20 protein-coding genes are annotated in these 20,803 nt (G+C 68.0%); 11 read left to right on the plus strand and 9 right to left on the minus strand.

Annotated elements, in window-relative coordinates:
- The first annotated feature begins 20 nt into the window (after positions 1-20).
- On the plus strand, positions 21-1,967 hold the full coding sequence (locus tag NL126_RS02190; RefSeq protein WP_255197267.1) for a serine hydrolase domain-containing protein: 1,947 nt from the start codon (positions 21-23) through the stop codon (positions 1,965-1,967).
- 35 nt (positions 1,968-2,002) lie between these two features.
- Here NL126_RS02190 and NL126_RS02195 read toward each other — a convergent pair whose 3' ends face one another.
- Positions 2,003-4,228 carry a CDC48 family AAA ATPase gene (locus NL126_RS02195; protein ID WP_255197268.1) on the minus strand — a complete coding sequence of 742 codons (2,226 nt, stop codon included), beginning with the start codon at positions 4,226-4,228 and terminating at the stop codon, positions 2,003-2,005.
- 187 nt (positions 4,229-4,415) lie between these two features.
- Here NL126_RS02195 and larC point away from each other — a divergent pair, with 187 nt between their 5' ends.
- Complete coding sequence (gene larC / locus NL126_RS02200; RefSeq protein ID WP_255197269.1) at positions 4,416-5,735, plus strand: nickel pincer cofactor biosynthesis protein LarC; 1,320 nt, start codon at positions 4,416-4,418, stop codon at positions 5,733-5,735.
- Here the strand turns inward: larC and NL126_RS02205 are convergent.
- Together NL126_RS02205 and NL126_RS02210 are read right to left on the minus strand one after the other, a co-directional pair.
- A complete protein-coding gene (locus NL126_RS02205) occupies positions 5,732-5,950 on the minus strand; it encodes a hypothetical protein (protein ID WP_255197270.1) in 219 nt (72 codons plus the stop codon). The genes larC and NL126_RS02205 overlap by 4 nt on opposite strands.
- 31 nt (positions 5,951-5,981) lie before the next feature.
- On the minus strand, positions 5,982-6,713 hold the full coding sequence (locus NL126_RS02210) for a hypothetical protein (RefSeq protein WP_255197271.1): 732 nt from the start codon (positions 6,711-6,713) through the stop codon (positions 5,982-5,984).
- A gap of 77 nt (positions 6,714-6,790) precedes the next feature.
- On the opposite strand from NL126_RS02210, the gene radB reads away from it, so the two are divergent.
- A complete protein-coding gene (radB, locus tag NL126_RS02215; RefSeq protein ID WP_255197272.1) occupies positions 6,791-7,489 on the plus strand; it encodes a DNA repair and recombination protein RadB in 699 nt (232 codons plus the stop codon).
- On the opposite strand, the gene NL126_RS02220 is transcribed toward radB, so the two are convergent.
- Both NL126_RS02220 and NL126_RS02225 read right to left on the minus strand, forming a co-directional pair.
- Positions 7,490-7,684: a DUF8144 family membrane protein gene (locus tag NL126_RS02220; protein WP_255197273.1), complete on the minus strand. Its 195-nt coding sequence runs from the start codon at positions 7,682-7,684 to the stop codon at positions 7,490-7,492.
- 344 nt (positions 7,685-8,028) lie between these two features.
- Entirely contained in the window at positions 8,029-9,027 is a 999-nt protein-coding gene (locus tag NL126_RS02225) for a KaiC domain-containing protein (protein ID WP_350355519.1), read from the minus strand.
- On the opposite strand from NL126_RS02225, the gene NL126_RS02230 reads away from it, so the two are divergent.
- Positions 9,004-9,819: an NAD(+)/NADH kinase gene (locus NL126_RS02230; RefSeq protein WP_255197274.1), complete on the plus strand. Its 816-nt coding sequence runs from the start codon at positions 9,004-9,006 to the stop codon at positions 9,817-9,819. The genes NL126_RS02225 and NL126_RS02230 overlap by 24 nt on opposite strands.
- 58 nt (positions 9,820-9,877) lie before the next feature.
- Positions 9,878-10,810, plus strand: a complete 933-nt coding sequence (mptA, locus tag NL126_RS02235) for a GTP cyclohydrolase MptA (protein ID WP_255197275.1) — start codon at positions 9,878-9,880, stop codon at positions 10,808-10,810.
- 23 nt (positions 10,811-10,833) lie between these two features.
- On the opposite strand, the gene NL126_RS02240 is transcribed toward mptA, so the two are convergent.
- The 3 genes from NL126_RS02240 to NL126_RS02250 all read right to left on the minus strand — a co-directional run bounded on the left by NL126_RS02240 (position 10,834) and on the right by NL126_RS02250 (position 14,263).
- Entirely contained in the window at positions 10,834-11,682 is an 849-nt protein-coding gene (locus NL126_RS02240; RefSeq protein WP_255197276.1) for a hypothetical protein, read from the minus strand.
- Positions 11,683-11,777: 95 nt separating this feature from the next.
- Positions 11,778-12,584 (minus strand): TrmB family transcriptional regulator, encoded by an 807-nt coding sequence (locus tag NL126_RS02245; protein WP_255197277.1) that lies wholly within the window; start codon positions 12,582-12,584, stop codon positions 11,778-11,780.
- 59 nt (positions 12,585-12,643) lie between these two features.
- Entirely contained in the window at positions 12,644-14,263 is a 1,620-nt protein-coding gene (locus NL126_RS02250) for a DUF255 domain-containing protein (protein ID WP_255197278.1), read from the minus strand.
- A 450-nt stretch (positions 14,264-14,713) separates the two neighbouring features.
- On the opposite strand from NL126_RS02250, the gene NL126_RS02255 reads away from it, so the two are divergent.
- A complete protein-coding gene (locus NL126_RS02255; protein WP_255197279.1) occupies positions 14,714-15,034 on the plus strand; it encodes a DUF7991 family protein in 321 nt (106 codons plus the stop codon).
- Here the strand turns inward: NL126_RS02255 and tmk are convergent.
- Positions 15,031-15,612, minus strand: coding sequence for a dTMP kinase (gene tmk, locus NL126_RS02260; RefSeq protein WP_255197280.1), 582 nt, complete (start codon positions 15,610-15,612; stop codon positions 15,031-15,033). The two genes, NL126_RS02255 and tmk, sit on opposite strands and share 4 nt — an antisense overlap.
- Before the next feature lie 90 nt (positions 15,613-15,702).
- Between tmk and NL126_RS02265 the strand changes: the two genes are divergently transcribed.
- The 5 genes from NL126_RS02265 (at position 15,703) to cofG (ending at position 20,778) form a co-directional block, all read left to right on the plus strand.
- On the plus strand, positions 15,703-16,785 hold the full coding sequence (locus NL126_RS02265; RefSeq protein ID WP_255197281.1) for an NAD(P)H-binding protein: 1,083 nt from the start codon (positions 15,703-15,705) through the stop codon (positions 16,783-16,785).
- Positions 16,786-16,923: 138 nt separating this feature from the next.
- Complete coding sequence (locus tag NL126_RS02270; RefSeq protein WP_255197282.1) at positions 16,924-18,102, plus strand: tubulin/FtsZ family protein; 1,179 nt, start codon at positions 16,924-16,926, stop codon at positions 18,100-18,102.
- On the plus strand, positions 18,080-18,850 hold the full coding sequence (locus NL126_RS02275; protein WP_255197283.1) for a DUF4398 domain-containing protein: 771 nt from the start codon (positions 18,080-18,082) through the stop codon (positions 18,848-18,850). The genes NL126_RS02270 and NL126_RS02275 overlap by 23 nt, the downstream gene beginning before the upstream one ends.
- Positions 18,851-19,450 carry a 2-phospho-L-lactate guanylyltransferase gene (gene cofC, locus NL126_RS02280; RefSeq protein ID WP_255197284.1) on the plus strand — a complete coding sequence of 200 codons (600 nt, stop codon included), beginning with the start codon at positions 18,851-18,853 and terminating at the stop codon, positions 19,448-19,450.
- 242 nt (positions 19,451-19,692) lie between these two features.
- Complete coding sequence (cofG, locus tag NL126_RS02285; protein ID WP_255197285.1) at positions 19,693-20,778, plus strand: 7,8-didemethyl-8-hydroxy-5-deazariboflavin synthase subunit CofG; 1,086 nt, start codon at positions 19,693-19,695, stop codon at positions 20,776-20,778.
- Positions 20,779-20,803: the final 25 nt, after the last annotated feature.

Genomic DNA, 20,803 nt, shown 5'->3' on the forward strand with positions numbered 1-20,803 from the left:
CCCTCGCACGACCCACTCCCATGCACCTCCGACACCGAGACCTGTACCTCGTCCTCGTCGTGGTGTCGCTCGTGAGTTCGCCGGCGCTCGCCGCGGTCTCGCTCACGGACACCACGGCAGTCGAGACGCAACCGAACGTGACCGACGCCGCCACCGTCGAAGCCTGGGTCGACGAGACGATGGCCGACCAGCTGGAGCGGTACGACGTCCCAGGGGCGACGGTCGTGCTCGTCGCCGACGGCGAGTTCGTCCTCGCGAAGGGCTACGGCTACGCGGACGTCGACGCTCGCCGCCCGGTCGTCGCCAACGAGACCGTGTTCCACATCGGCTCGACGGGGAAGCTGATGACGTGGACGGCGGTGATGCAGGGCGTCGAGGACGGCCGACTCGACCTCGACCGCGACGTCAACGCCTACCTCACCGACTCGCCCGTGACGGTTCCCGACACCTACGAGGAGCCCGTCACGCTGACGCACCTCGGAACGCACACCGCCGGCTTCGAGGACTCCTTCGCCGGGATGCTCGTCGACACGCCGAGCGAGCTTCGGCCGCTGAGCGAGACGCTCGCGGCCAACCAGCCCGCCCGCGTCCGTCCACCGGGCGAGTTCGTCGCCTACTCGAACTACGGGACCGGCCTCGCCGGCCACGTCGTTGCCGAACAGTACGACACCACGTTCACCGACTACGTCGACGACCGGGTGTTCACGCCGCTCGGGATGGCCGACACCACGTACGCCCAGCCGCTTCCAGCCCATCTCGAGTCGCGCCGGGCACTCGGCTATGCCTCCCAGAACGGCGCGTACCAGGCACAGGAGCCGCCCGTCTGGGCGATCGCGCCGCAGGGCGGCTCCCTCAAGTCGACGGGGACCGACATGGGCCGGTTCATGCTCGCGTATCTGAACGAGGGCGCGTACGACTCGGCGCGCATCCTCGACCCCGAGACGGTCCGTGCGATGCACCAGCGACACGTCACGAAGGCGCCCGACGTACCCGAACTGAACGGGATGGCCTACGGCTTCATCGAGATGGACCGCAACGGCGAGCGCATCGTCGGCCACTGGGGCGACACGACGTACTTCAAGAGTCTGCTGGCGCTGTTCCCCGACCGCGACGTCGGCCTGTTCGTCGTCTACAACAGCCCTGGGGGCGCGCCCGCACGGTTCGACCTCCTCCAGTCGTTCGTCGACCGCTACTACCCGCGGTCCGAGACGCCCGTCGTCGAGCCGCCGGTCGGCGCTGCCGAGCGAGCCGCGGCCCTGGCCGGTGACTACCGCTCGTTGACGATCTCCGAGAGCTCGTGGGAGCGGCTGCTCGGCGTGCTCACCCGAACCTACACGGTCGACGCGACCGACGACGGCTACCTCACGACCACGCGACTGGGCGAGGAGACCCGAACGTGGGTGGAGCGTCGTCCCGGCGTGTATCAGGCGGTCGGGGGCGACGAACTGCTGGTGTTCCTGGGCGACGAGAACGGCGAGGCGACGCACGTGTTCTTCGGGAACTTCGCGCCAGCGTCGTACGAGCGGGTGCCCTGGTACGAGTCGCAGGACGTCCTCTACGGGGCCGTCGGGGGCGGGGCGCTGCTGCTCGGCTCGATGCTCCTCGTCTGGGGCGGCGGTCCCGTGTATCGACGCCTGCGCGGGCTCGACGCCCCCAGTGACCGCGAACGCGCAGCCAGGTGGCTCCTCGGTGTCGTGAGCCTCCTGTGGCTGGCCGTCCTTGTCGTCTTCGTGCGCGCCTGGATCGAGTTCAACGCGGAGATGGCCTCCCCCTCGCTCGCCCTGCAGGTCGGGACGCTCCTCCCGTACGTGGCGCTCGTCGGGACGGTCGGGGCCGTCGGCGTGACGGCGCTCGCGTGGCGCGACGGCTACTGGGGTCTGCCAGCCCGGCTCCACTACGCGCTGGTCACGGTGGCGGCGCTGCTGGTCGCCTGGCAGCTCTACTACCTCAGAATCCTGGCGCTGTAACGGAGCCGAAACGCGAATACGGGGCCTCGGGCGTCCTACTGGAACCCGATACGCCCGCTCGTGGACCGCTGCTCGATGCCCGAGGAGCCGCCCTTGAACTGGTCTTTCATCTGCTCGTAGTAGTCGCGGATGTCCTCGTTGATGGTGGGCCGGACCTGTTCGAGCGCCTGCCGGAAGTGGCGCATCTCGACCTCCTCGGCGTCGTCGTCCTCGCGCAAGGCCTCGATGGCCGCCTCACGCGCGATGGATTCGAGGTCCGAACCGACGTAGCCCTCGGTGATCTCGGCGATCTCGTGGAGGCTCACGTCCGGCGCGAGCGGCATCCCCTCGGTGTGGATGTTGAGGATCTGCTCGCGGCCCTCCACAGAGGGTTCGCCGATCATGACGAGGCGGTCGAACCGCCCGCTACGGATGAGCGCGGGGTCGATCATGTCCGGGCGGTTCGTCGCGCCGATGACCATGACGTCGCCCATGTCTTCGAGGCCGTCCAGCTCGGTCAGGAGCTGATTGACGACGCGCTCGGAGACGTTCGAGCCCACGTCGCCACCCCGTCCGGGGGCGAGCGAGTCGAGCTCGTCGAAGAAGATGACCGTCGGGGCCACCTGTCGCGCCTTCCGGAACGTCTGCCGGATGGCCTTCTCCGACTCGCCGACCCACTTCGACAGGAGCTGCGGTCCCCTGACGGAGATGAAGTTGGCGTTCGTCTCGTTGGCGACAGCTTTCGCCATCAGCGTCTTCCCGGTGCCCGGCGGGCCGTACAGCAGCACGCCGGAGGGCGGGTCGATGCCGAACCGCTCGAACTTTTCAGGCGAGGAGAGCGGCCACTCGACGGACTCCTGGACCTTCTCCTTCGCGTCGTCGAGGCCACCGACGTCGTCCCACGACATCTTCGGCAACTCGACGAGCACCTCGCGCATCGCGCTCGGGTCGACCTCGTTGAGCGCCCCCCGGAAGTCGGACTTCTTGATGATCATCCGGTCGATGAGGCTCGGCGGGATGTCCTCCTCGTCGAGGTCGATCTCGGGGAGGTACCGGCGCAGGGCCTTCATCGCGGCCTCCTTCGTCAGGCTCTCGATGTCCGCGCCGACGAAACCGTGGGTCTCGTCCGCGAGGTGGTCGAGGCTCACGTCGTCCGAGAGCGGCATCCCGCGGGTGTGGATCTGGAGAATCTCCTTGCGGCCGGTCTCGTCCGGCACGCCGATTTCGATTTCGCGGTCGAACCGACCGGGGCGACGCAGGGCCGGGTCGACGCTGTCGACGCGGTTGGTCGCGGCGATGACGATGACCTGCCCGCGCGATTCGAGGCCGTCCATCATCGTCAGCAACTGGGCGACGACGCGGCGTTCGACCTCCCCGGTCACGTCCTCGCGCTTGGGCGCGATGGAGTCGAGTTCGTCGATGAAGATGATCGCCGGTGACTCCTCGGCTGCGTCCTCGAAGATTTCCCGGAGTTGCTGTTCGGACTCACCGTAGTACTTCGAGATGATTTCGGGGCCGGCGATGGAGAAGAACGACGCCGACGTCTCGTTGGCGACGGCCTTGGCGAGGAGGGTCTTGCCCGTGCCCGGCGGGCCGTGGAGGAGGACACCCTGCGGTGGCTCGATGCCGAGCTTCTTGAATATCTGCGGGTGTTTCATCGGCAGTTCGACCATCTCGCGGACGCGCTGAATCTCCCCCTGGAGGCCGCCGATGTCCTCGTACGTGATGCCGCCGCCGGTCTTCTCGAATCCCGAGATGGGCTCCTCGCGGAGTTCGACCTCGGTGTCCTCGGTGATGAGGACGACCCCCTCGGGTTCGGTGTCGACCGCAATCAGCGGAATGGCCTGTCCGGGCGAGCGCATGAACGGGTGGTTCGTGCTCGACATCACGGGGACGATGTCGCGCTGGACGACCGGCCGTTTCAGGATCTGTCGTTTCACCATCCCCGCGGCGTCGCTTCCGAACTGGACGGACGCCTCCTCTGGCGGGGCGAGCGTGAGTTTCTCGGCCTTCGTGGCGTCTGCCTTGCGGATGGTGACTCGTTCACCGATACCCACGTCCGCGTTCTGCCGGGTGAACCCGTCGATGCGGACGGTGTCGGTGTTCCAGTCCTGCCGGTCGGCGCGCCACACCTTCGCGGCCGTGGTGTCGGCACCTTCGATCTCGATGATGTCCCCGGGGGAGAGCTTCAGATGAAGCAACGTGTCGGGGTCGAGGCGGGCGATGCCGCGACCCGAGTCGTTCGGGTACGCCTTCGCCACCTCAAGTTGAACCTCGTTCATGGGCGTGGTATGTCGTGTCACTCAGTTCGCGGCGGAGATATGCTTTATGCTCCGACAGCCATGCGGTGAAGCGAGCATCAGGACGCCGTAGCGCGAAAACATCTGTTTCAGTGACACACCGTGTCACACCCGCTCGTCCGTCGTCCGACCCCGAACGGTTTACCAGCGTCGCCCCCCGCCTCCGAGTATGCGAACGCTCGCCTTCGACGGCCGCACGGGCGCGGCCGGCGACATGATACTCGGGGCACTGCTGGCCGCGGGCGCGGACCGCTCGGTCCTCGAACCGGTCGAGGCTGCCCTCCCCGTCGAATTCCGGGTCGAGGAGGTCGACCGTAACGGCATCCGCGCGACGACCGTCGACGTGCTGCTGGTCGAGTCCGACGGCGGCGAAGACGACGGAAACGGGCACGACCACAGCCACGACCACGACGAGCACGACCACACACACGACCACGACGAGCACGACCACACACACGACCACGGCGACCACAGCCACGAGCACACACACGCCGAGGGCCACGGCACCGCCCGAACGTACCGCGAGGTCCTCGACGTCGTCGACGAGATGGCCCTGCCGGAGGCAGTCGCAGCGGACGCCGAAGCCGTCTTCCGCATCCTCGGAGAGGCCGAAGCCGCCGTCCACGGCACCGACCTCGAGGACACACACTTCCACGAGGTCGGCACCGACGACGCCATCGCGGACGTGGTGGGGAGCTGTCTCCTGCTCGCCGACCTCGACCCCGACCGCGTCGTGACGACGCCCGTGTTCGCCGGCGGCGGCGAGGTCGAGATGAGCCACGGCCGCTACCCGGTTCCGGCACCGGCGGTCGTCAACGTCGCCGCGAGCGCCGACTGGGAACTCCGCGGCGGGCCGGTCGACACCGAACTGCTCACCCCGACGGGCGCGGCCATCCTCGCGCAGTTCGCCGAGGGCGTCGACTCGCTCCCCCCGATGCGCGTCGACGGGTCGGGCTACGGCGCGGGCACCAAGCAGTTCGACGACCGACCGAACGTCCTGCGGGCGACCGTCGGCGAGGCGCAGGGCGAGCTCGTGCACGACGACGTGCGCGTCCTCGAAACGAATCTCGACGACGCCAGCCCCGAGGTGCTGGGGGGCCTCCAGCGGTCGCTGAAGTCGGCGGGGGCACGCGACGTGACGGTCCTGCCGGCGACGATGAAGAAGGCGCGACCCGGCCACCTCGTGAAGGTCGTCGTCAAGCCCGAGGACGCCCAGCAGGTCGCCCGCCGACTCGCCGAGGAGACGGGCACGCTCGGCGTCCGCGAGTCGAATGCCGGCCATCGCTGGGTCGCCGAACGGCGGTTCGAGACGGTCGAACTGGAGATCGACGGCGAGACGTACGAGGTGACGGTGAAGGTCGCGAGCGACTCGGAGGGGAGTGTGTACGACGTGAGCGCGGAGTTCGACGAGGCCGATGCGGTCGCCGCGGAGACGGGACTCGCGACCCGTGAGGTGCTGCGGCGGGCCGAGAGCAAATACCGGAGTTAGTCGGCCCGCTCGACGCCGACGGTGACCACGTCGGCGAGGCCGTTCGCGAGGAACACCCAGCCGAAGTAGACGACGGCGATGGCTGGCACGAGCAACAGCGATCCGAGAAGCGACTGCCACGCGAACGCGGCGCCCGCGAGGCCGAGCCCGGCAGCGACGAACAGGCTGCCGACGGTCAGCGAGCGGGTGGCGCCGGCGAGTGTGGAGGGCGACATACTGGGGCGACTCGGCGGAGCGAACTAACCGTTACTCCTCGTCGTCGCCGCGGTGTTCCGCCAGCGCCTCCTCGATGGTCAGCTCCCCGGCGGCGACCCGGCGGGCGAGTACCTCGCTTATCGTTCGATTTGCCTCGCTCTGCTCGCGCGAGCGGTTCTTGATGACCTGCAGCTCGCCGGCGGTTGGCTCGATGTCGCGGGAGTCGACCGGCTCACCCGCCAGGTGGGCGATGTTGACGGCCGCGAGCACGTCGCCCATCCCCCGCGCGCCGGTCCCGAGATACGGGGTGGTGCCGGTCTCGTCGACGAGTTCGACCCGGACGCCGTCGAGGTCGTCGATGATCTTCGCGCCCTGGAGCCGGGCACCGTCGCCGATGCGGACCACGGGGTCCGGCGCCCCTTCGATTTCGCCCAGGACGGTCTCGGCGGCCTGCGTGAGCGGGACGTGGAAGGCGGCGACGACGGTCTCGCCGACGAGGACGGCGATGCCGGGGCGCTCCCCAGGGTCGATGCCGACGACGGTCTGTCCCGACCCGCCGCGCATGAGGGCGAGCGCCTCCTCGACCGCGTGCCGGGAGTCCTCGGGGGCACCGCGTACGACCGGCACCTCGGCGTCGAGGTCGTCGTCTTCACCCGTGATAACCACCTCACAGTCGGGGAGGTCGTCGCCGAGTTCGACCGTCGTGAACGTCACCCCGCGGTCGCGGAGTTCACCCACGACGCCGTGGTAGAGCTCGAAGTCATCGGTGGCGACGACGATCACGTCTCGACCTTCGCGGCGGCGAGTATAAGCGCGACGGGAAGCGGGAGTTTTTCACCGGTGACGCGGTAGAGCCGGGTGTGAGCGAGCCGATTCAGACGGGGTGTGACGCGGTCGACGACCTGCTGGACGGGGGGTTCGAGCGCGGCGCGGTGACGCAGGTGTACGGCCCCCCGGCCGCCGGGAAGACGAACCTCGCGCTCGCCGCCGCCGTCGGGGTCGCCGCGCGCGGTGACGTCGCCCTCTACATCGACACCGAGGGGCTCTCCGTCGACCGGTTCGAGCAGCTCGCCGCCGCGTACGCGACCGACGACCAGACGGTCGAGGACATCGCCTCGCGCGTCATCATCTCGGAGGCGCTCGACTTCGCCGAGCAGGAAGAAGCGGTGCGAGACGCCGCGGAACTCGCCAGCCGCATCGACCTCATCGTCCTCGACTCGGCCACGGGGTTCTACCGTCTGGAGCGGACGAACGAGTCGGGCGGCGAGGCCCTTCGCAAGGTCGCGCGGCAGGTGACCCACCTGCTGTCGCTCGCTCGGAAGGAGGATCTGGCCGTGGTCATCACGAATCAGGTGTTCTCGGACCCCGACAGCGAGAGCGAGCGCGTCCGGCCCCTCGGCGGCAACACGCTGAGCCACTGGGTCGCAGCCATCGTTCGACTCGAACGGTTCCGCGGGGGGAACCGCCGGGCCACGCTCGAAAAACACCGGTCGAAGCCTGCTGGCGGGACGGCGCGATTCCGCATCACTGGGACGGGGCTGGAGAGCGTCGAGGAGTAATCACCGGCCGAACAGCAGGACCACGAGCGCGACGAAGGCGAGTATCGACCCGACGACGCCGCCGAGCATGGCGTGCCCGCCGGTCGCCTGGCCGACGGTGACGGCCGCTAGCCCCCCGACGAACAGGCTCCCGACGACGAGCAGCACCACCCCCCGCCAGTCGACGAGCGGCCCGGCAACGGGCTGTTGAGGCATACCGGGCTGGCACGCCACACCCTCTTGAGTGTTGCGCGGATTGCCGGAACATTGTCATCGACTGGTCGGCAGAGAATCCTCGTCTGTGCTGTGTGACGACGAAGAGAGACTGTTCGTGAGTGAATGTGGCGGCCCGTCGGGCGAGCGCCGCTATGCGGCCCGAGACGACGGAGCATCCGCCGAGCGAAGCGAGGCGGTTCCCCGCGCCGACCGCAGGGAGGCGCGGGACCGAGGCCTGACTAACGCGCGACGACCGAGGGGAGCCGCGCGGCTGGAAGGCCGATGTGTCTTTTTCATGAACGTTTTTGCCCGAGCGAGCGGAGCGAGCGAGGTGCAAAAAGGTGCTAGAAGATATTCGCCTGCTGGTACACCGAGATACCCTCGTTCGTAATCTCGTAGGGCTTCGTCTCCCGCGAGTGGTTCGCGTTCCGGATCTTCTGGATTTCGACGGCCAGCCGCGTCTCGCGGAACTCCGAGCGGACGTACTGGAGGACGAACACCGCATCCGTGAGGTACTCGATGATGCCGTGCCGGGAGGCGTACGGGTTCCCCTCGGAGGCCTCGCTCGTCAGCATCGTGGTGACGCCCGCCCGCTTGAGGCTCTTGGTGAAGTCGAACACCTCGGTACGGCGCTCGGCCTGTTTGTCGTACATCATCTCCAGGAGGGAGACGGAGTCGAGCACGAGGCGGTCCGCGCCGAACTCGTCGACGAGCCGGGGGAGGTCGTTGCGGATGGAGGCCAGCGAGTTCGCCATCTCGACGGGGTCGAGGTCGACGATGGCGAGCCGGTCGTCGTCGATGTGTGACTGGAAGTCCCAGCCCTTCTCGTTGCCGGCGGCGACGATGTCCGGTTTGGTCTCTTCGAGCGTGATGAACACGGCGCTCTCGCCGGTTTCGAGCCCCTGGTGGAGGAACTGGAGGCCGAAGGTGGTTTTCCCGGTACCGGCAGACCCCATGACGACCATCAGCGACCGCTCGGGGACGCCCCCCTGCACCATCTCGTCGAGCCCCTCGATGCCGAGGTCGATGCGCGGGATGTCCGACTCGAACTCCTCGTCGAACTCCGCGCTACCGACGTCGGCGCCGCCCTGGAAGGCGGACTCGAAGTCGTCATCGAACAGGTCACTGTCGCCGCTCCCTTCGAACGGGTCGTCCGCGTCCCCCTCGAAGGCGTCGTCCCCACTCGACTCGAACCAGTCGTCGGGGTCTTCGCTCACGGCGACACCTCCACCGCGTCGGTCATACGCGGCAATGAGACCGGGAGAAGATAACGCTTGCCCGTCGTGACGCTTATTCCGGGTGGCACCGAACTCCCGTCGATGCACGTCGGCATCGTCGCCCAGCGGGGGAACCCCCGCGCCGCAGAGTTGGCGGAGGACATCCGCCGCGCGCTGGACGCGCGCGTGTCGCTCGACGCAGAGACCGCCGAGAGCCTCGGTGTCGAGGGTCGAGCAGCCGACGCGCTGGTCGGCTGTGACCTCGTCGTCTCCATCGGCGGCGACGGGACGTTCCTCTACACGGCCCGCGCGGTCGGGGACACACCCATCATGGGTGTGAACCTCGGCGAGGTGGGCTTCCTCAACGCGACCCCACCGGACGACGCCATCCGGGCGGTCCGTGCCGAGGTCGCCCGCCTCCGGTCGACGGACGACCCCGGGTTCCAGGAGATGGCGCAGGTGAAGGCCACCGGCGACGGGTTCGAACTTCCGGCGGCGCTCAACGAGGTGACGGTGCTCGGCCCGCAGCGCGGCCACGGCCAGGGCGTCGGCATCGAGGTCCGACTCGACGGCGAACTCTACACGGGCAGCCGCGCGGACGGCGTCATCGTCGCCACGCCCACCGGGTCGACGGCCTACAATCTCTCGGAGGGCGGGCCGCTCGTCCATCCCGACGTGAACGGCTTCGTCGTCACCGAGATGTGTGCGGAGGGGCCGATGCCGCCGCTGGTCGTCGACCCCGACCGCGAGCTCACGGTGCGCGTCGAGGAGGCCGAACGGGCGTACGTCGTCGCCGACGGCCGGACGAAACACGAGGTGACGCCACCGACCCGGATCCGTCTCCAGCGCGCCGAGCGCCCGGTTCGCGTGGCGGGCCCGCCGCTGGATTTCTTCGCGGCGCTCGGCAAGCTGGACTGACCCACGGAACCCTCCGGGTTGGAAACCACTTTACGCGTGACGGCCCTTTTACACGCCAATGAGTAAGCAACTCCCGGATGTGCAGGCGAGCAGCCCCGAGGTGAGTGTCGGGCTCAACCGCGTCGGGGTGACGGGCGTCGAGAAGCTGGTGAAGATCGACCGCGACGGCAAGCGGCCCATCGTGCTGATGGCCGAGTTCGAGGTGTACGTCGACTTGCCGAAGTGGCGGAAGGGCATCGACATGTCCCGGAACATGGAGGTCGTCGACGAGATCCTGGAGGAGGCGACCTCCGAGCCGGCGTTCCGCGTCGAGGACGTCTGTGGCGACGTCGCCGAGCGTTTGCTGGAAAAACACGACTACACCTCGCGGGCGGAGGTGCAGATGGAGGCCGAATACATGATTCGCGAGAAGACGCCCGCGACCAGTCGGCCGACGCAGGCCGTCGCCGACATCATCGCGAGCGCCACCGCCACCGACGAGGGGACGAGCGAGGAGATCGGCTGTCACGTCGTCGGGATGACGGTCTGTCCCTGCTCGCAGGGGATGTCCGAGGCCCGCGCCCGCGAGACGCTCGACCAGCTCGGCGTCGACGGCGAGGTCATCGAGGAGTTCCTGGACGAGGTGCCACAGCCCGGCCACAGCCAGCGCGGTCACGCGACGCTGACGGTCGAGGCCGACGGCTCACCCGATGTCGAACTCCACGACCTCATCGACATCGCGCGCGACTCGATGTCCGCCCGCATCTACAACTTCGCGAAGCGGCCCGACGAGGACTACATGACCTACCAGTCGCACGCCCACGCGAAGTTCGTCGAGGACTGTGTTCGGGCGCTCGCGGAAGGCGTCGTCGAGCGGCTCGACCTCCCAGACGACGCCATCGTCCGCATGGAGCAGTCGAACGACGAGTCCATCCATCAGCACAACGCCCACGCCGAGCGCGTCGCGGAGTTCGGCCAGCTGAAGGCGGAGCTGAACGGCGACGATGAATAGCCGAAGAAACCGACCGCCCCAGGTCAGTCCGAAGCGACCGGGGTCGTGCGGGTGGTGCGTTCCTTCTCGGTGGTCGCACGGCGCGTGTACTCGACGGCGCCGACGAACACGACGGCCCAGAGCACCGCGAGCGCGCCCCACAGCACGCCGGCGCTGGACTCGACCGTGAAGAGGATGGAGGAGACCCCGAGGATGAGGGCGACGACGCCAGCGCTCCACGCGGCGAACCGCCAGTCGCGCTCGCGGACGACCGCGAGGACGCCCATCACGAGGACGTACATCGACGCGATGGCCATGCCGGCGTAGTGGACGAACATGGCGTGTTCGTCTGCGAGCGTGAGCTGTCGGACCAATTGGTCACCGGCGTACAGCAGGAGCGGCACGGCGGCGACGACGAGCAGGCCGACGAGGATGCGCGACGGCGACTCGGTGCGGTCGAACCGCAGCAGGTCGCGGCCCGCCGGGTGTAACACCAGCGCGACGAGCCCGAGCACGCCGAAGATGAGCGGGAGCATCAGGATGGGGGAGTTCGCCAACGCGGCGAAGATGGCGACGGGGACGAGGAACAGAATCGGGGCGAGTATCGTGTTGACCCGTCGGGCCGGACGGTAGAGCAGGAGCGCGAGGGGGACGACGAGCGCGAGCCACAGCAGCCCGAAGATGGTCAGGTCGTGGATCTGGTGGATGCCGAGGTTCTCGACCCAGCCCGTGATGCCGAGCAGGAGTTCGCCGCCTAGCATGAACACAGCGAGCCCGAGCGCCCCGACCGCGACGACGTAGAACGCAGCCCGGCGGACCTTCCCGACGATGTCGAGGTCACGCCACTGGGCGGGCGATGGTCGGCCGACTATAGGAGTGGTGGTGGTTGCCATGAATATTCGGAACACATGTACGCTCGCCGAGGAGATAACCGTTCGTCGACCTGTCTTCGTGCCGGCGCGTCGGTGCTGTGAGAAACCGGAAACCGTTACAGTGTGAGTTCGTCGGCGCTCTCCCACCGCGGTTCGAACTCCTCCCGGACCGACTGGGCGAACTCGTGGTCCTTGAGGTCGATGAGCGCGAACGCCGTCTCGCTCTTCAGCGGGTGCGGCACCTCGATGACCGTCTCGTTGCGGTCGATGAGGTTGAACGTGCCCGAGACGTTCTCACTGACCCGGACCTCGAAGTTCTCGTGTTCGGCGAGCGACTCGGTGTAGCGCTCGCCGAGGCTCTCGGGGAGCACGGGGACGAGGTCGGGGCGCATCAGCAGCTTCACCTCGACGCCGCGGTCGAGCGCCGCGTCGAGCTGGTCGAGGATGAGCGTCCCGACCTTGTCGATGTCGAAGAACTGCTCGGTGTACGTCGACAGCACCATGACGATGGTCGAGTCGGCGGCCGCGAGCCGCTCGACGAGCAGGTCGATGGTCTCCTCCGGCCCGACAGACGCGGTCCAGAACGTCTCCTCGACGGGTTCGGCCGTCTCGAGTTCCCCCTGCAGGTCGTCGACGATGTCCTCGTACTGCTGGACCTTCTCCTCGAGTTCGCGCTTCTTGTCTTCGAGGAGCCGTTCGAGCGCCGTCGAAGGATCGACGGCCACGTACTTCTTCGGTCGCGAGGCCGACTGCGAGCGGACGAGGTTGAACTGCTCGATGGAGTTGAGCACGTCGTAGATGCGGCCCATCGGCACGTCGCTGACCCGTGACAACTCTTTGGCGGTTGTCGGACCGGTTTGCAACAGCGAGCGGTATGCTCGCGCCTCGTACTCGGACAGGCCGAGGTCACGCAGATTCGCCATTACCGACACGTTCGCACGCGGCGTGATAAACACACCGGAAGTTTACGTGCAGTCGGAGTTTACTCGTCGGCGCGCGTCGAGGGACCGCCGTCGGCCGCCCGGTCCATCAGTTCGTCGGGGGTCGCCGCGGGCGCCGACCGCTCGCCGCCCCGGACGACGACGGCGTCGTCGCGGTCACCCGGCACAACGACCTTCTCGTGGTCCGCGACCCGCCACGCCGCGCGGTGGAGGTCCGTGTTCGGGGGAGGCGTCTCGATGACCAGTGGGTCGTAGACGTACCGGGCACACGCCGCACCGTAGCCCGTGACCTGCGCGCCCATCCGGTCGTACGCCCCGGCGAACGCTTCGAGCGCCTCACCCGCGGCCGCTCTGTAGGTCGTATCGCCGGTGAGCGCCGCGAGGTCCAGCAGGGCGTCGGCGAGTTCGACGTTCGTGTCCAGTGGCCGAAGCGGCCGGTCGAGCATTCCGGGACCCTCGGCGGGCCCATCGAGGAACGCGCCGTCGTCGGCCTGCAGATCGAGCGCCCGGTCCGCGACGGCGCGAGCCGCCTCCAGATAGTCGCCCGTCGCCTGCGCCCCGGCGGTGAGTCCGGCCAGTACGCGGGCGTGGTCGAGCAGGAGTCCCGTCTCGCTGTCATCGCCCGCGTAGTGGGCGACCACGCCGTCGTCGACGAGCGTATCGAGGACGTGCTCCAGTGCGCGCTCGGCGTACCGCGTGGCGTCGCCGTCGTCGGTGTACGCGCCGAAGCGGAACAGCGCCGCGGCGGCGAGCCCGTTCCGGTCGGCGTAGACCGTCTCGTCGATTCGGGGGGCGTCGGCGGCCTCGCGGTCGCTCGGCTCCAGCGTGAAGTAGTCGCCGCCGGCCTGCGACCCGGCGAAGGCGTCGCCCGTCCAGAGATCGGTCGTCAGGTAGTCGATGGTGCCCGCGGCGGTCTCGCGATAGCTCTCCTCGCCCGTGTAGAGGTAGCCGGTGGCGAACGCGCCGACGAGTGCGGCGTTCTCGTCGAGCAGTTTCTCGCGGTGGAGTTCGCCACCCCAGTTCCGGTTCGTCGCGTACCGGTAGAACCCGCCGCCGTACGTGTCGTAGAGGTGCGTCTGGACGGCCTCCAGGGTGCGACGCGCACGGTCGCGGTCCCGCTTCGCCGCGAACTCGATGGTGTTCGGGAGGGGGAACTTCGCGCCGTCACCCCAGCCGCCGAACTCCTCGTCGAACGCCGCCGCGACCTGTTCGACGAAGTGCGCCTCGATGTCGGCGGTGACGGGTCCCTGCGGCGGGTCGGGGTCCTGGAGCGCTCGGGGGACGCGGCCCGCCTCCGCCCCCTTGCCGTCCCACGTCCGCCGGACGGTGTCGAGCGCCTGTCGCAGGCCGTCGCTCGACATGAAGCCGGCCCCCGTGAGGAGTTTCCCGTCGGGCGTCGCGAACACCGTCGACGGGAACCCGCCCATGTTGTATCGTTCACGGACGCGGGGCTGTTCGTCCACGTCGACGCGCACGGGGACGAACCCGTCTTTGAGATGTGCCGCCAGTTTCGGGTCGGCGTACGCCCCGCGGTCCATCTCGTCACAGGCGGTACACCACGACGCCGACAGCGCCAGCAGGAGCGGCTTCGATGCCCGGGCAGCCTCCTCGAACGGCGCGGCGCCCCACTCGCGCCACTCGACGAGCGTGTCGTCCTTCATGGGTGTGGCTGTGGGGTACCGACGGAAAGCGTTTGCACTTCGCGGCTAGGTGTCGGTCGACCAGTCGAGTTCCGTGGGGCCGCGGGTGACGGTGGTGAAACCGCACCTGACACTACTTCGAAAGCCCTCGGGTGCTCAGTTACTCGGCTCGCTGCGCTCCTCGGATCGGCACTCCGTGCCGACACCTGCGGTGCTTTCTTCGCCTCCTGACACCGACCACCCGGCCCCTTTCAGTCCCACCCTCTGGTCAGTTCAGTAGTCGTCACAGACGACTGCTCGGTGTGGACGCGCGACCGGTGGTCACGTGGACTCACGGGTCGCTATCGCTCCCCGTTCGCAATCCCGTGGCCCCGCTCAGCCGGAGCGAGCTCCGGCACGGCCCTCGTTCACGCGGACTCCGCTCGGCCACGCACCCGAAGCCCCCTTACTTCCCCCCTCCGTAGAGGGGGTATGGTCTCGGTCGTAGAACTCGTCGGCCTCCTCGTCATCCTGGGGATAAACGCGGCGGCCGCGGCGCTCCTGACCCGCATCTTCCGCGTCCGACTCAACACCCAGTGGGGGGCGGTGCTCTACAGCATCCTCCTCATCCCGGTCGTCCTGCTGGTCGTGGTGCTGATTCTCGGGGGGGCCGGTCTCGGCCCGAACCTCGGGAGCCCGGCGACCGTCGTCGGTGTCACCATCGTCCTACCGATGGCACTCGGGATGGCGTTCGACTACTTCTGGCAGCCGGCGCCCGACGAGGTCGAACTGCCCGACAACTACGGGAGCTAATCGAGCAGGCGCTCGATGGCCCGCTCGGCCGCGTCGATGACGTGCTCCGGTGACTCCGTAGCGTCGATGCGGACGAACCGCTCGGGTTCGTACTCGATGAGCTGCTCGTAGTTCGACTGCACCGCGGCGAGGAAGCCCGCGTGCTCCATCTTGTTCGTCGCCCCGGCACGCTCCGCGCCGGTCTGGGGGTCCACGTCGAAGTAGAGCGTCGCGTCCGGCGGCCGGGTGAAGGGCTGGTGGATCCCCCGAATGTACTCCATCGGGCGCTTGATGTGGCCCTCGAGCGAGGCGCCCTGGTACGCGTACCGCGAGTCGGAGTAGCGGTCGGAGATGACGAGTTCGTCGTCGTCGAGCGCAGGCTCGACGACCCGCGAGAGGTGGTCGGCGTGGTCCGCCGTGAACAGGAACAGCTCCGCGATGGGGTCCGAGTCGTCCGCGTCGATCGAACGATTGACGGCGTCGCCGTACCACGAATCCGTCGGCTCGTGGGTGAAGACAGCCTCCGGAAAGGCGTCGTGGAGCGCCTCCCACACCGTCGTCTTCCCCGAGCCGTCGATACCTTCCAGCGTGACGAGCATACCCGCACGTCGGGGTGTCGCCACGTAAACGCCGCGACTGCTACCCACGAGCACACTACCTTTACGTCAGTTCGGCGAGAAGAACCGGGTATGAAAGTGCTCGTCACCGGCGGTACCGGGTTCGTTGGCACGGCCCTCTGCGAAGAACTGGCGGCGCGGGGCCACGAGGTTACCGCCCTCGCCCGGAACCCCCACGAGGGGACCTTCGAGGGCGAGGTCGAGACCGTCCGCGGTGACGTCACCGACTACGACAGCATCGAGCCCCACTTCGAAGGCCAGGACGCCGTCGTCCAGCTCGTCGCGCTCTCCCCGCTGTTCCAGCCGAAAGGGGGCAACCAGCGACACTTCGAGGTCCACCTCGGCGGCACCGAGAACGCCGTGAAAGCCGCGAAAGAACACGGCGTCGGAACGTTCCTCCAGATGAGCGGCGTCCACGCGTCGCCGGACGCCGAGACGGCGTACCTGAAGTCGAAGGGGGAAGCCGAGGACGTGGTGACAGACTCGGGACTCGACTGGATCATCTTCCGGCCGACCGTGCTGTTCGGCGACGGCGACGAGATTCGGTCGTTCGTGAAGACCGTCGCGACGCCCTACCTCACGCCGCTGCCCGGCGGCGGCAAACAGCGGTTCCAGCTGATGTGGGTCGACGACTGTGCTCGGCTGATGGCCGGCGCGCTCGAAGGGAAGACGGGAGCAGCCCTCGGCGAAGACGCCGAAGAGGAGGTGGACGAAAAAGTGGACGAGGAGCTCGAGGCCGAGGAAGACGCCGAAGCGGACGAAGAAACGGACGAAGAAGCGGATGCAGACGCCGACGACGAGAGCGACGACACGGAGGAACCCGCACCCGCCGAACCCGGGGAGAACCCCCACGTCGGGCAGATATACGAGGTCGGGGGCCCCGAGGTGCAGAAGTTCTCGGAGGTCGTCGAACTCATCTACGCCGCCGAGCACAAGCCGGTGAGCGTGATTCCGGTGCCGATGGCGCTCGCCGACATCGGGCTGTCGGTGCTCGGGGCCGTCGGCGGGCCGCTCGGTCCGGATCAGGCGAAGTCACTCCGCAAGGACCTCGTAGTCCAGCACAACGACATCGACGCGTTCGGCGTCGACCCCGAGGAGCTGACGACGTTCGCCGACTACCTCGGCGTCGACGAGTCCGAGCTGGACGGGCGCTGAGGGGTACGTGACCGGCCGTGCGTACGTCTCTCCCGCCCGCGTACGGCGTTCAGCGGAGTCGAGACGCGTGAATCGAACCCCGTAGTAGCCGAAAGCTTATCGTGTACGGGGCCACCTTTGGGGGATAGTGACCGATAGATGAAGCTTGCAATGATCGGCTTCGGGCAGGCCGGCGGCAAGATCCTCGACAAGTTCCTCGAGTACGACGAGCGAACGGGTAGTGAGATCGTCCGCGCTGCCGTGGCTGTCAACAGCGCGAAGGCCGACCTGCACGGCCTGAAGCGTGTCCCGATGGACAACCGCGTCCTCATCGGGCAGGCGCGAGTGAAGGGCCACGGCGTGGGTGCCGACAACGAACTGGGTGCTGAGATCGCCGAGGAGGACATCGACGAGATCCAGGGTGCCATCGACAACATCCCCGTCCACGAGGTCGACGCGTTCCTCGTCATCTCGGGGCTCGGCGGCGGGACCGGCTCGGGTGGTGCCCCGGTCCTCGCCAAACACCTCAAACGCATCTACACCGAACCCGTCTACGGCCTCGGGGTGCTCCCGAGCCAGGACGAGGGCGGTATCTACACGCTGAACGCGGCCCGCTCGTTCCAGACGTTCGTCCGCGAGGTCGACAACCTCCTCGTGTTCGACAACGACGCGTGGCGCAAGACCGGCGAGTCGATGGAGGGTGGCTACGCCGACATCAACGACGAGATCGTCAAACGGTTCGCCATCCTGTTCGGTGCCGGCGAAGTCAAGCCCGGCGGCGAGGTCGGCGAGTCGGTCGTCGACTCCTCGGAGATCATCAACACGCTCGCCGGCGGGGGCGTCTCCACCGTAGGCTACGCCGCCGAGAAGATCGAGAAGCAGGAGAAGGGCCTGCTCTCACGGTTCACCGGCAGCGGCAATCAGGACGACGGCATCGACGCGGCGAACACGACGAACCGCATCACCTCGCTCGTCCGGAAGGCCGCGCTCGGGCGGCTGACGCTCCCCTGTGAGATCGACGGCGCGGAGCGTGCGCTGCTCGTGATGTCCGGCCCGCCGAAGTTCCTCAACCGGAAGGGAATCGAGCGCGGCCGGAAGTGGCTCGAGGAGCAGACCGGGTCGATGGAAGTGCGCGGGGGTGACTACCCCGTCTCGGAGTCGAACTACGTCGCCTCCGTCATCCTGCTGTCGGGCGTGACGAACGTCCCGCGCATCAAGGAGCTCCAGCAGGTCGCCATCGAGGCCCAGGAGAACATCGAGGACATCCGCGAACACAGCGAAGAGAATTTACACCGGTTGGTCGAAGACGACGAAGATGAGTTGGAGCCGCTGTTCTAAGGCACTCGTTGTCTCGCTTCTGCTGTTGACCGCTGCCGTCGTGCCGGCCGCCGCCGTCTCGACGAGCAAGGACGGCGTTCCCGACGAGACTGCGGAGGGGAGCGAAGTCACCGCCACCTACCGGTTCACCGAACTCTACTCGGAGTTCGAGACGTGGACACTCAACGGCCGGACCGAGCTCTCCGACGTGACGTGGACGGTCCGGAAGCTCGATCAGGCGGGCAACCAGATCAACCAGACCTCCTACGACGGCGCGTCGTTCAACGAGTCGGTCGACATCGGACAGGATACCGCCGAAATCGTCGTCCGGGTTCGTGGGACGGCCCCCACGGTCGAGAACTTCACGTACGACCCGGCCGAGCAGTTCACGTTCGCGCGATTCCAGCTCCGCCGGCAGGGTGGGTCGAACCAGCAGATAACGGCTGACGAGACCCACCACTTCACCGAGGAGTCGAAGGAGGCCCGCGACGAGATCGAGTCGGCACAGCAAGCTATCGACGCGGCCGGCGGCAACCAGCAGGCCGAACAGACGCTCGCGAACGCCATCTCGGCGTACAACGCGGGCAACTTCGGGAACGCCGTCGACCTCGCGAACCAGGCCGAACAGCGCGCGAACCAGGCGCAGTCGAGCCAGAACACGACGCAGTTGCTCCTCTACGGAGGCATCGGGCTCGTCGTGCTGCTGCTCGTGATCGGTGGGCTCGCCTACTACCGTTCACAGCAGGACACCTACGACAAGCTCCGGTAGATGCGCGTCGTCGTCCCCTTCGGAACACGCGACCCGAACAGTCGCCTCGACCCGTTTCTCACGCCCGACGAGCGCCGCGCGTTCGCGACCGCGATGTGTCGTGACGTGCTCGACGCGCTCGCCGACTACGGCCCCGAGCTGCTGGTCGATTCACCCGTCGACCTCGACGCCCCGACGGTAGTCGACGACCGACCGCTGGGAGCTGCGGTCGACGCCGTGCTCGACGAAGGCGTCCCGGTGGCGATTGTGATGGCCGACTTGCCGCTCCTGCAGCCCGAGACGGTCGACCGGCTGTTCGAGCCCGACGCCGACCTCGTGTTCGCGCCGGGGCGCGGCGGCGGGACGAACGCGATGGTCGTCCGTCACCCCGACTTCCGGACGGACTACCACGGCGCGTCCATCCGTGACCACCGGGCCATCGCCCACGAGATCGATGCGTCGGTCGCCGAACTCGACTCCTTTCGGTTCGCCACCGACGTCGACGAGCGGGCGGACCTCGCGGAGGTGCTGTTGCACAGCGACGGTGTGGCAGCCGATTGGCTGGCCGACGCCAGCATCGAAATCCAGGTGCAGGACGGACGTGTCGGTGTATCGCGATGAACCGGCATTCTGACCCGGAGAAGGCAACCATTTAGTCGGTGGGCGTTGTACCCCTGCCTGCGCGAGTCCCGTTCGCGCTCCGACGCGTCGACCCGGATTTGCCGGTCGAGGGCACCCTGACTGTCACTGGGTCGACGCGTCCACCACTCATCGGTGCCCTCGCCACGTCGCATTTTTCGCGGTCTCCCTCGGAGAGCACCGCACATCCGCACGCTTTTGCTCGTCCGCGAGAACTCTCGGGCATGTTCCCCGGGGCCGACGAGTACGGCATCGACCTGACGGTCACGGACGCGGCTGTCGAGCGTGCGCTATCGGTCCAACCTGCGGACGTCGAGCCCGCGCGTGAACTCTCCTACTGTCGGAACGTGTTCGTCCCGCTGACGACCGCGTGCCGATACACCTGTACGTACTGCACCTACTACGACGTGCCCGGTCAGGCGAGCCTACTCTCGCCGGAGGAGGTCAGAACGATCGTCGAGCGCGGCGCGGATGCCGGTTGTACCGAGGCGCTGTTCACCTTCGGCGACGACCCCGACGACCGCTACACGGAGATTCACGACCAGCTCAGTGAGTGGGGTCACGACTCCATCCACGCGTATCTTCGGGAGGTGTGCGACATCGCGCTCGACGCGGGGCTCCTACCACACTCGAACCCCGGCGATCAGACCCACGAACAGATGGAGCTCGTCGCGGACCTGAACGCGTCGATGGGCGTGATGCTGGAGACCACGGCCGAGGTACGGGCGCACGGCGGGCCGCGCGCGAAGTCGCCAGGGCAGCGGCTCAACACCATCGAGACGGCGGGCGAACTCGGTATCCCGTTCACGACCGGGATTCTGGTTGGCATCGGCGAGACGTGGCGCGACCGCGCGGAAAGCCTGCTCGCCATCCGCGAACTCCACGAGCGCCACGGACACGTTCAGGAGGTCATCGTCCAGCCCGTCTCCAACAACGAGCGGTGGCGGGACGGCTCGCCCTCGCTCGAGACGATGCGCCGGGTGACGGCGATGGCCCGCGCCGTCCTCCCCGAGGACGTATCGGTCCAGTCGCCCCCGAACCTCGCGCCCGTCCGCGACCTGCTGGACTGCGGGATCGACGACCTGGGTGGCGTCTCTCCCGTCACGGACGACCACATCAACCCCGACTACGCGTGGCCGGCGCTCCGCGAACTCGAAGACATCGCCGACGAGGCGGGCGTGCCCCTGCGCGAGCGCCTCCCCGTCTACGAACGCTACCTCGACGACGAGTGGGTGAGCCCCCGGATTCGAGCGGCCATCGACGCCGACACGGACGCAGGCGCACGATACCGGTCGGTACTCGGTGACTGAGCGAACAGGCGACGGCGGCTTGTTC

The sequence above is a fragment of the Halorarius litoreus genome (assembly GCF_024362405.1).
GTDB lineage: Archaea > Halobacteriota > Halobacteria > Halobacteriales > Haloarculaceae > Halorarius > Halorarius litoreus.

Bases quoted from the DNA above. Each gene is read 5' to 3' on its own strand.
- NL126_RS02190 (WP_255197267.1), top strand. From the start codon at position 21: ATGCACCTCCGACACCGAGACCTGTACCTCGTCCTCGTCGTGGTGTCG.
- NL126_RS02195 (WP_255197268.1), bottom strand. From the start codon at position 4,228: ATGAACGAGGTTCAACTTGAGGTGGCGAAGGCGTACCCGAACGACTCG.
- larC (WP_255197269.1), top strand. From the start codon at position 4,416: ATGCGAACGCTCGCCTTCGACGGCCGCACGGGCGCGGCCGGCGACATG.
- NL126_RS02205 (WP_255197270.1), bottom strand. From the start codon at position 5,950: ATGTCGCCCTCCACACTCGCCGGCGCCACCCGCTCGCTGACCGTCGGC.
- NL126_RS02220 (WP_255197273.1), bottom strand. From the start codon at position 7,684: ATGCCTCAACAGCCCGTTGCCGGGCCGCTCGTCGACTGGCGGGGGGTG.
- NL126_RS02230 (WP_255197274.1), top strand. From the start codon at position 9,004: ATGCACGTCGGCATCGTCGCCCAGCGGGGGAACCCCCGCGCCGCAGAG.
- mptA (WP_255197275.1), top strand. From the start codon at position 9,878: ATGAGTAAGCAACTCCCGGATGTGCAGGCGAGCAGCCCCGAGGTGAGT.
- NL126_RS02240 (WP_255197276.1), bottom strand. From the start codon at position 11,682: ATGGCAACCACCACCACTCCTATAGTCGGCCGACCATCGCCCGCCCAG.
- NL126_RS02245 (WP_255197277.1), bottom strand. From the start codon at position 12,584: ATGGCGAATCTGCGTGACCTCGGCCTGTCCGAGTACGAGGCGCGAGCA.
- NL126_RS02250 (WP_255197278.1), bottom strand. From the start codon at position 14,263: ATGAAGGACGACACGCTCGTCGAGTGGCGCGAGTGGGGCGCCGCGCCG.
- NL126_RS02255 (WP_255197279.1), top strand. From the start codon at position 14,714: ATGGTCTCGGTCGTAGAACTCGTCGGCCTCCTCGTCATCCTGGGGATA.
- tmk (WP_255197280.1), bottom strand. From the start codon at position 15,612: ATGCTCGTCACGCTGGAAGGTATCGACGGCTCGGGGAAGACGACGGTG.
- NL126_RS02265 (WP_255197281.1), top strand. From the start codon at position 15,703: ATGAAAGTGCTCGTCACCGGCGGTACCGGGTTCGTTGGCACGGCCCTC.
- NL126_RS02270 (WP_255197282.1), top strand. From the start codon at position 16,924: ATGAAGCTTGCAATGATCGGCTTCGGGCAGGCCGGCGGCAAGATCCTC.
- NL126_RS02275 (WP_255197283.1), top strand. From the start codon at position 18,080: ATGAGTTGGAGCCGCTGTTCTAAGGCACTCGTTGTCTCGCTTCTGCTG.
- cofC (WP_255197284.1), top strand. From the start codon at position 18,851: ATGCGCGTCGTCGTCCCCTTCGGAACACGCGACCCGAACAGTCGCCTC.
- cofG (WP_255197285.1), top strand. From the start codon at position 19,693: ATGTTCCCCGGGGCCGACGAGTACGGCATCGACCTGACGGTCACGGAC.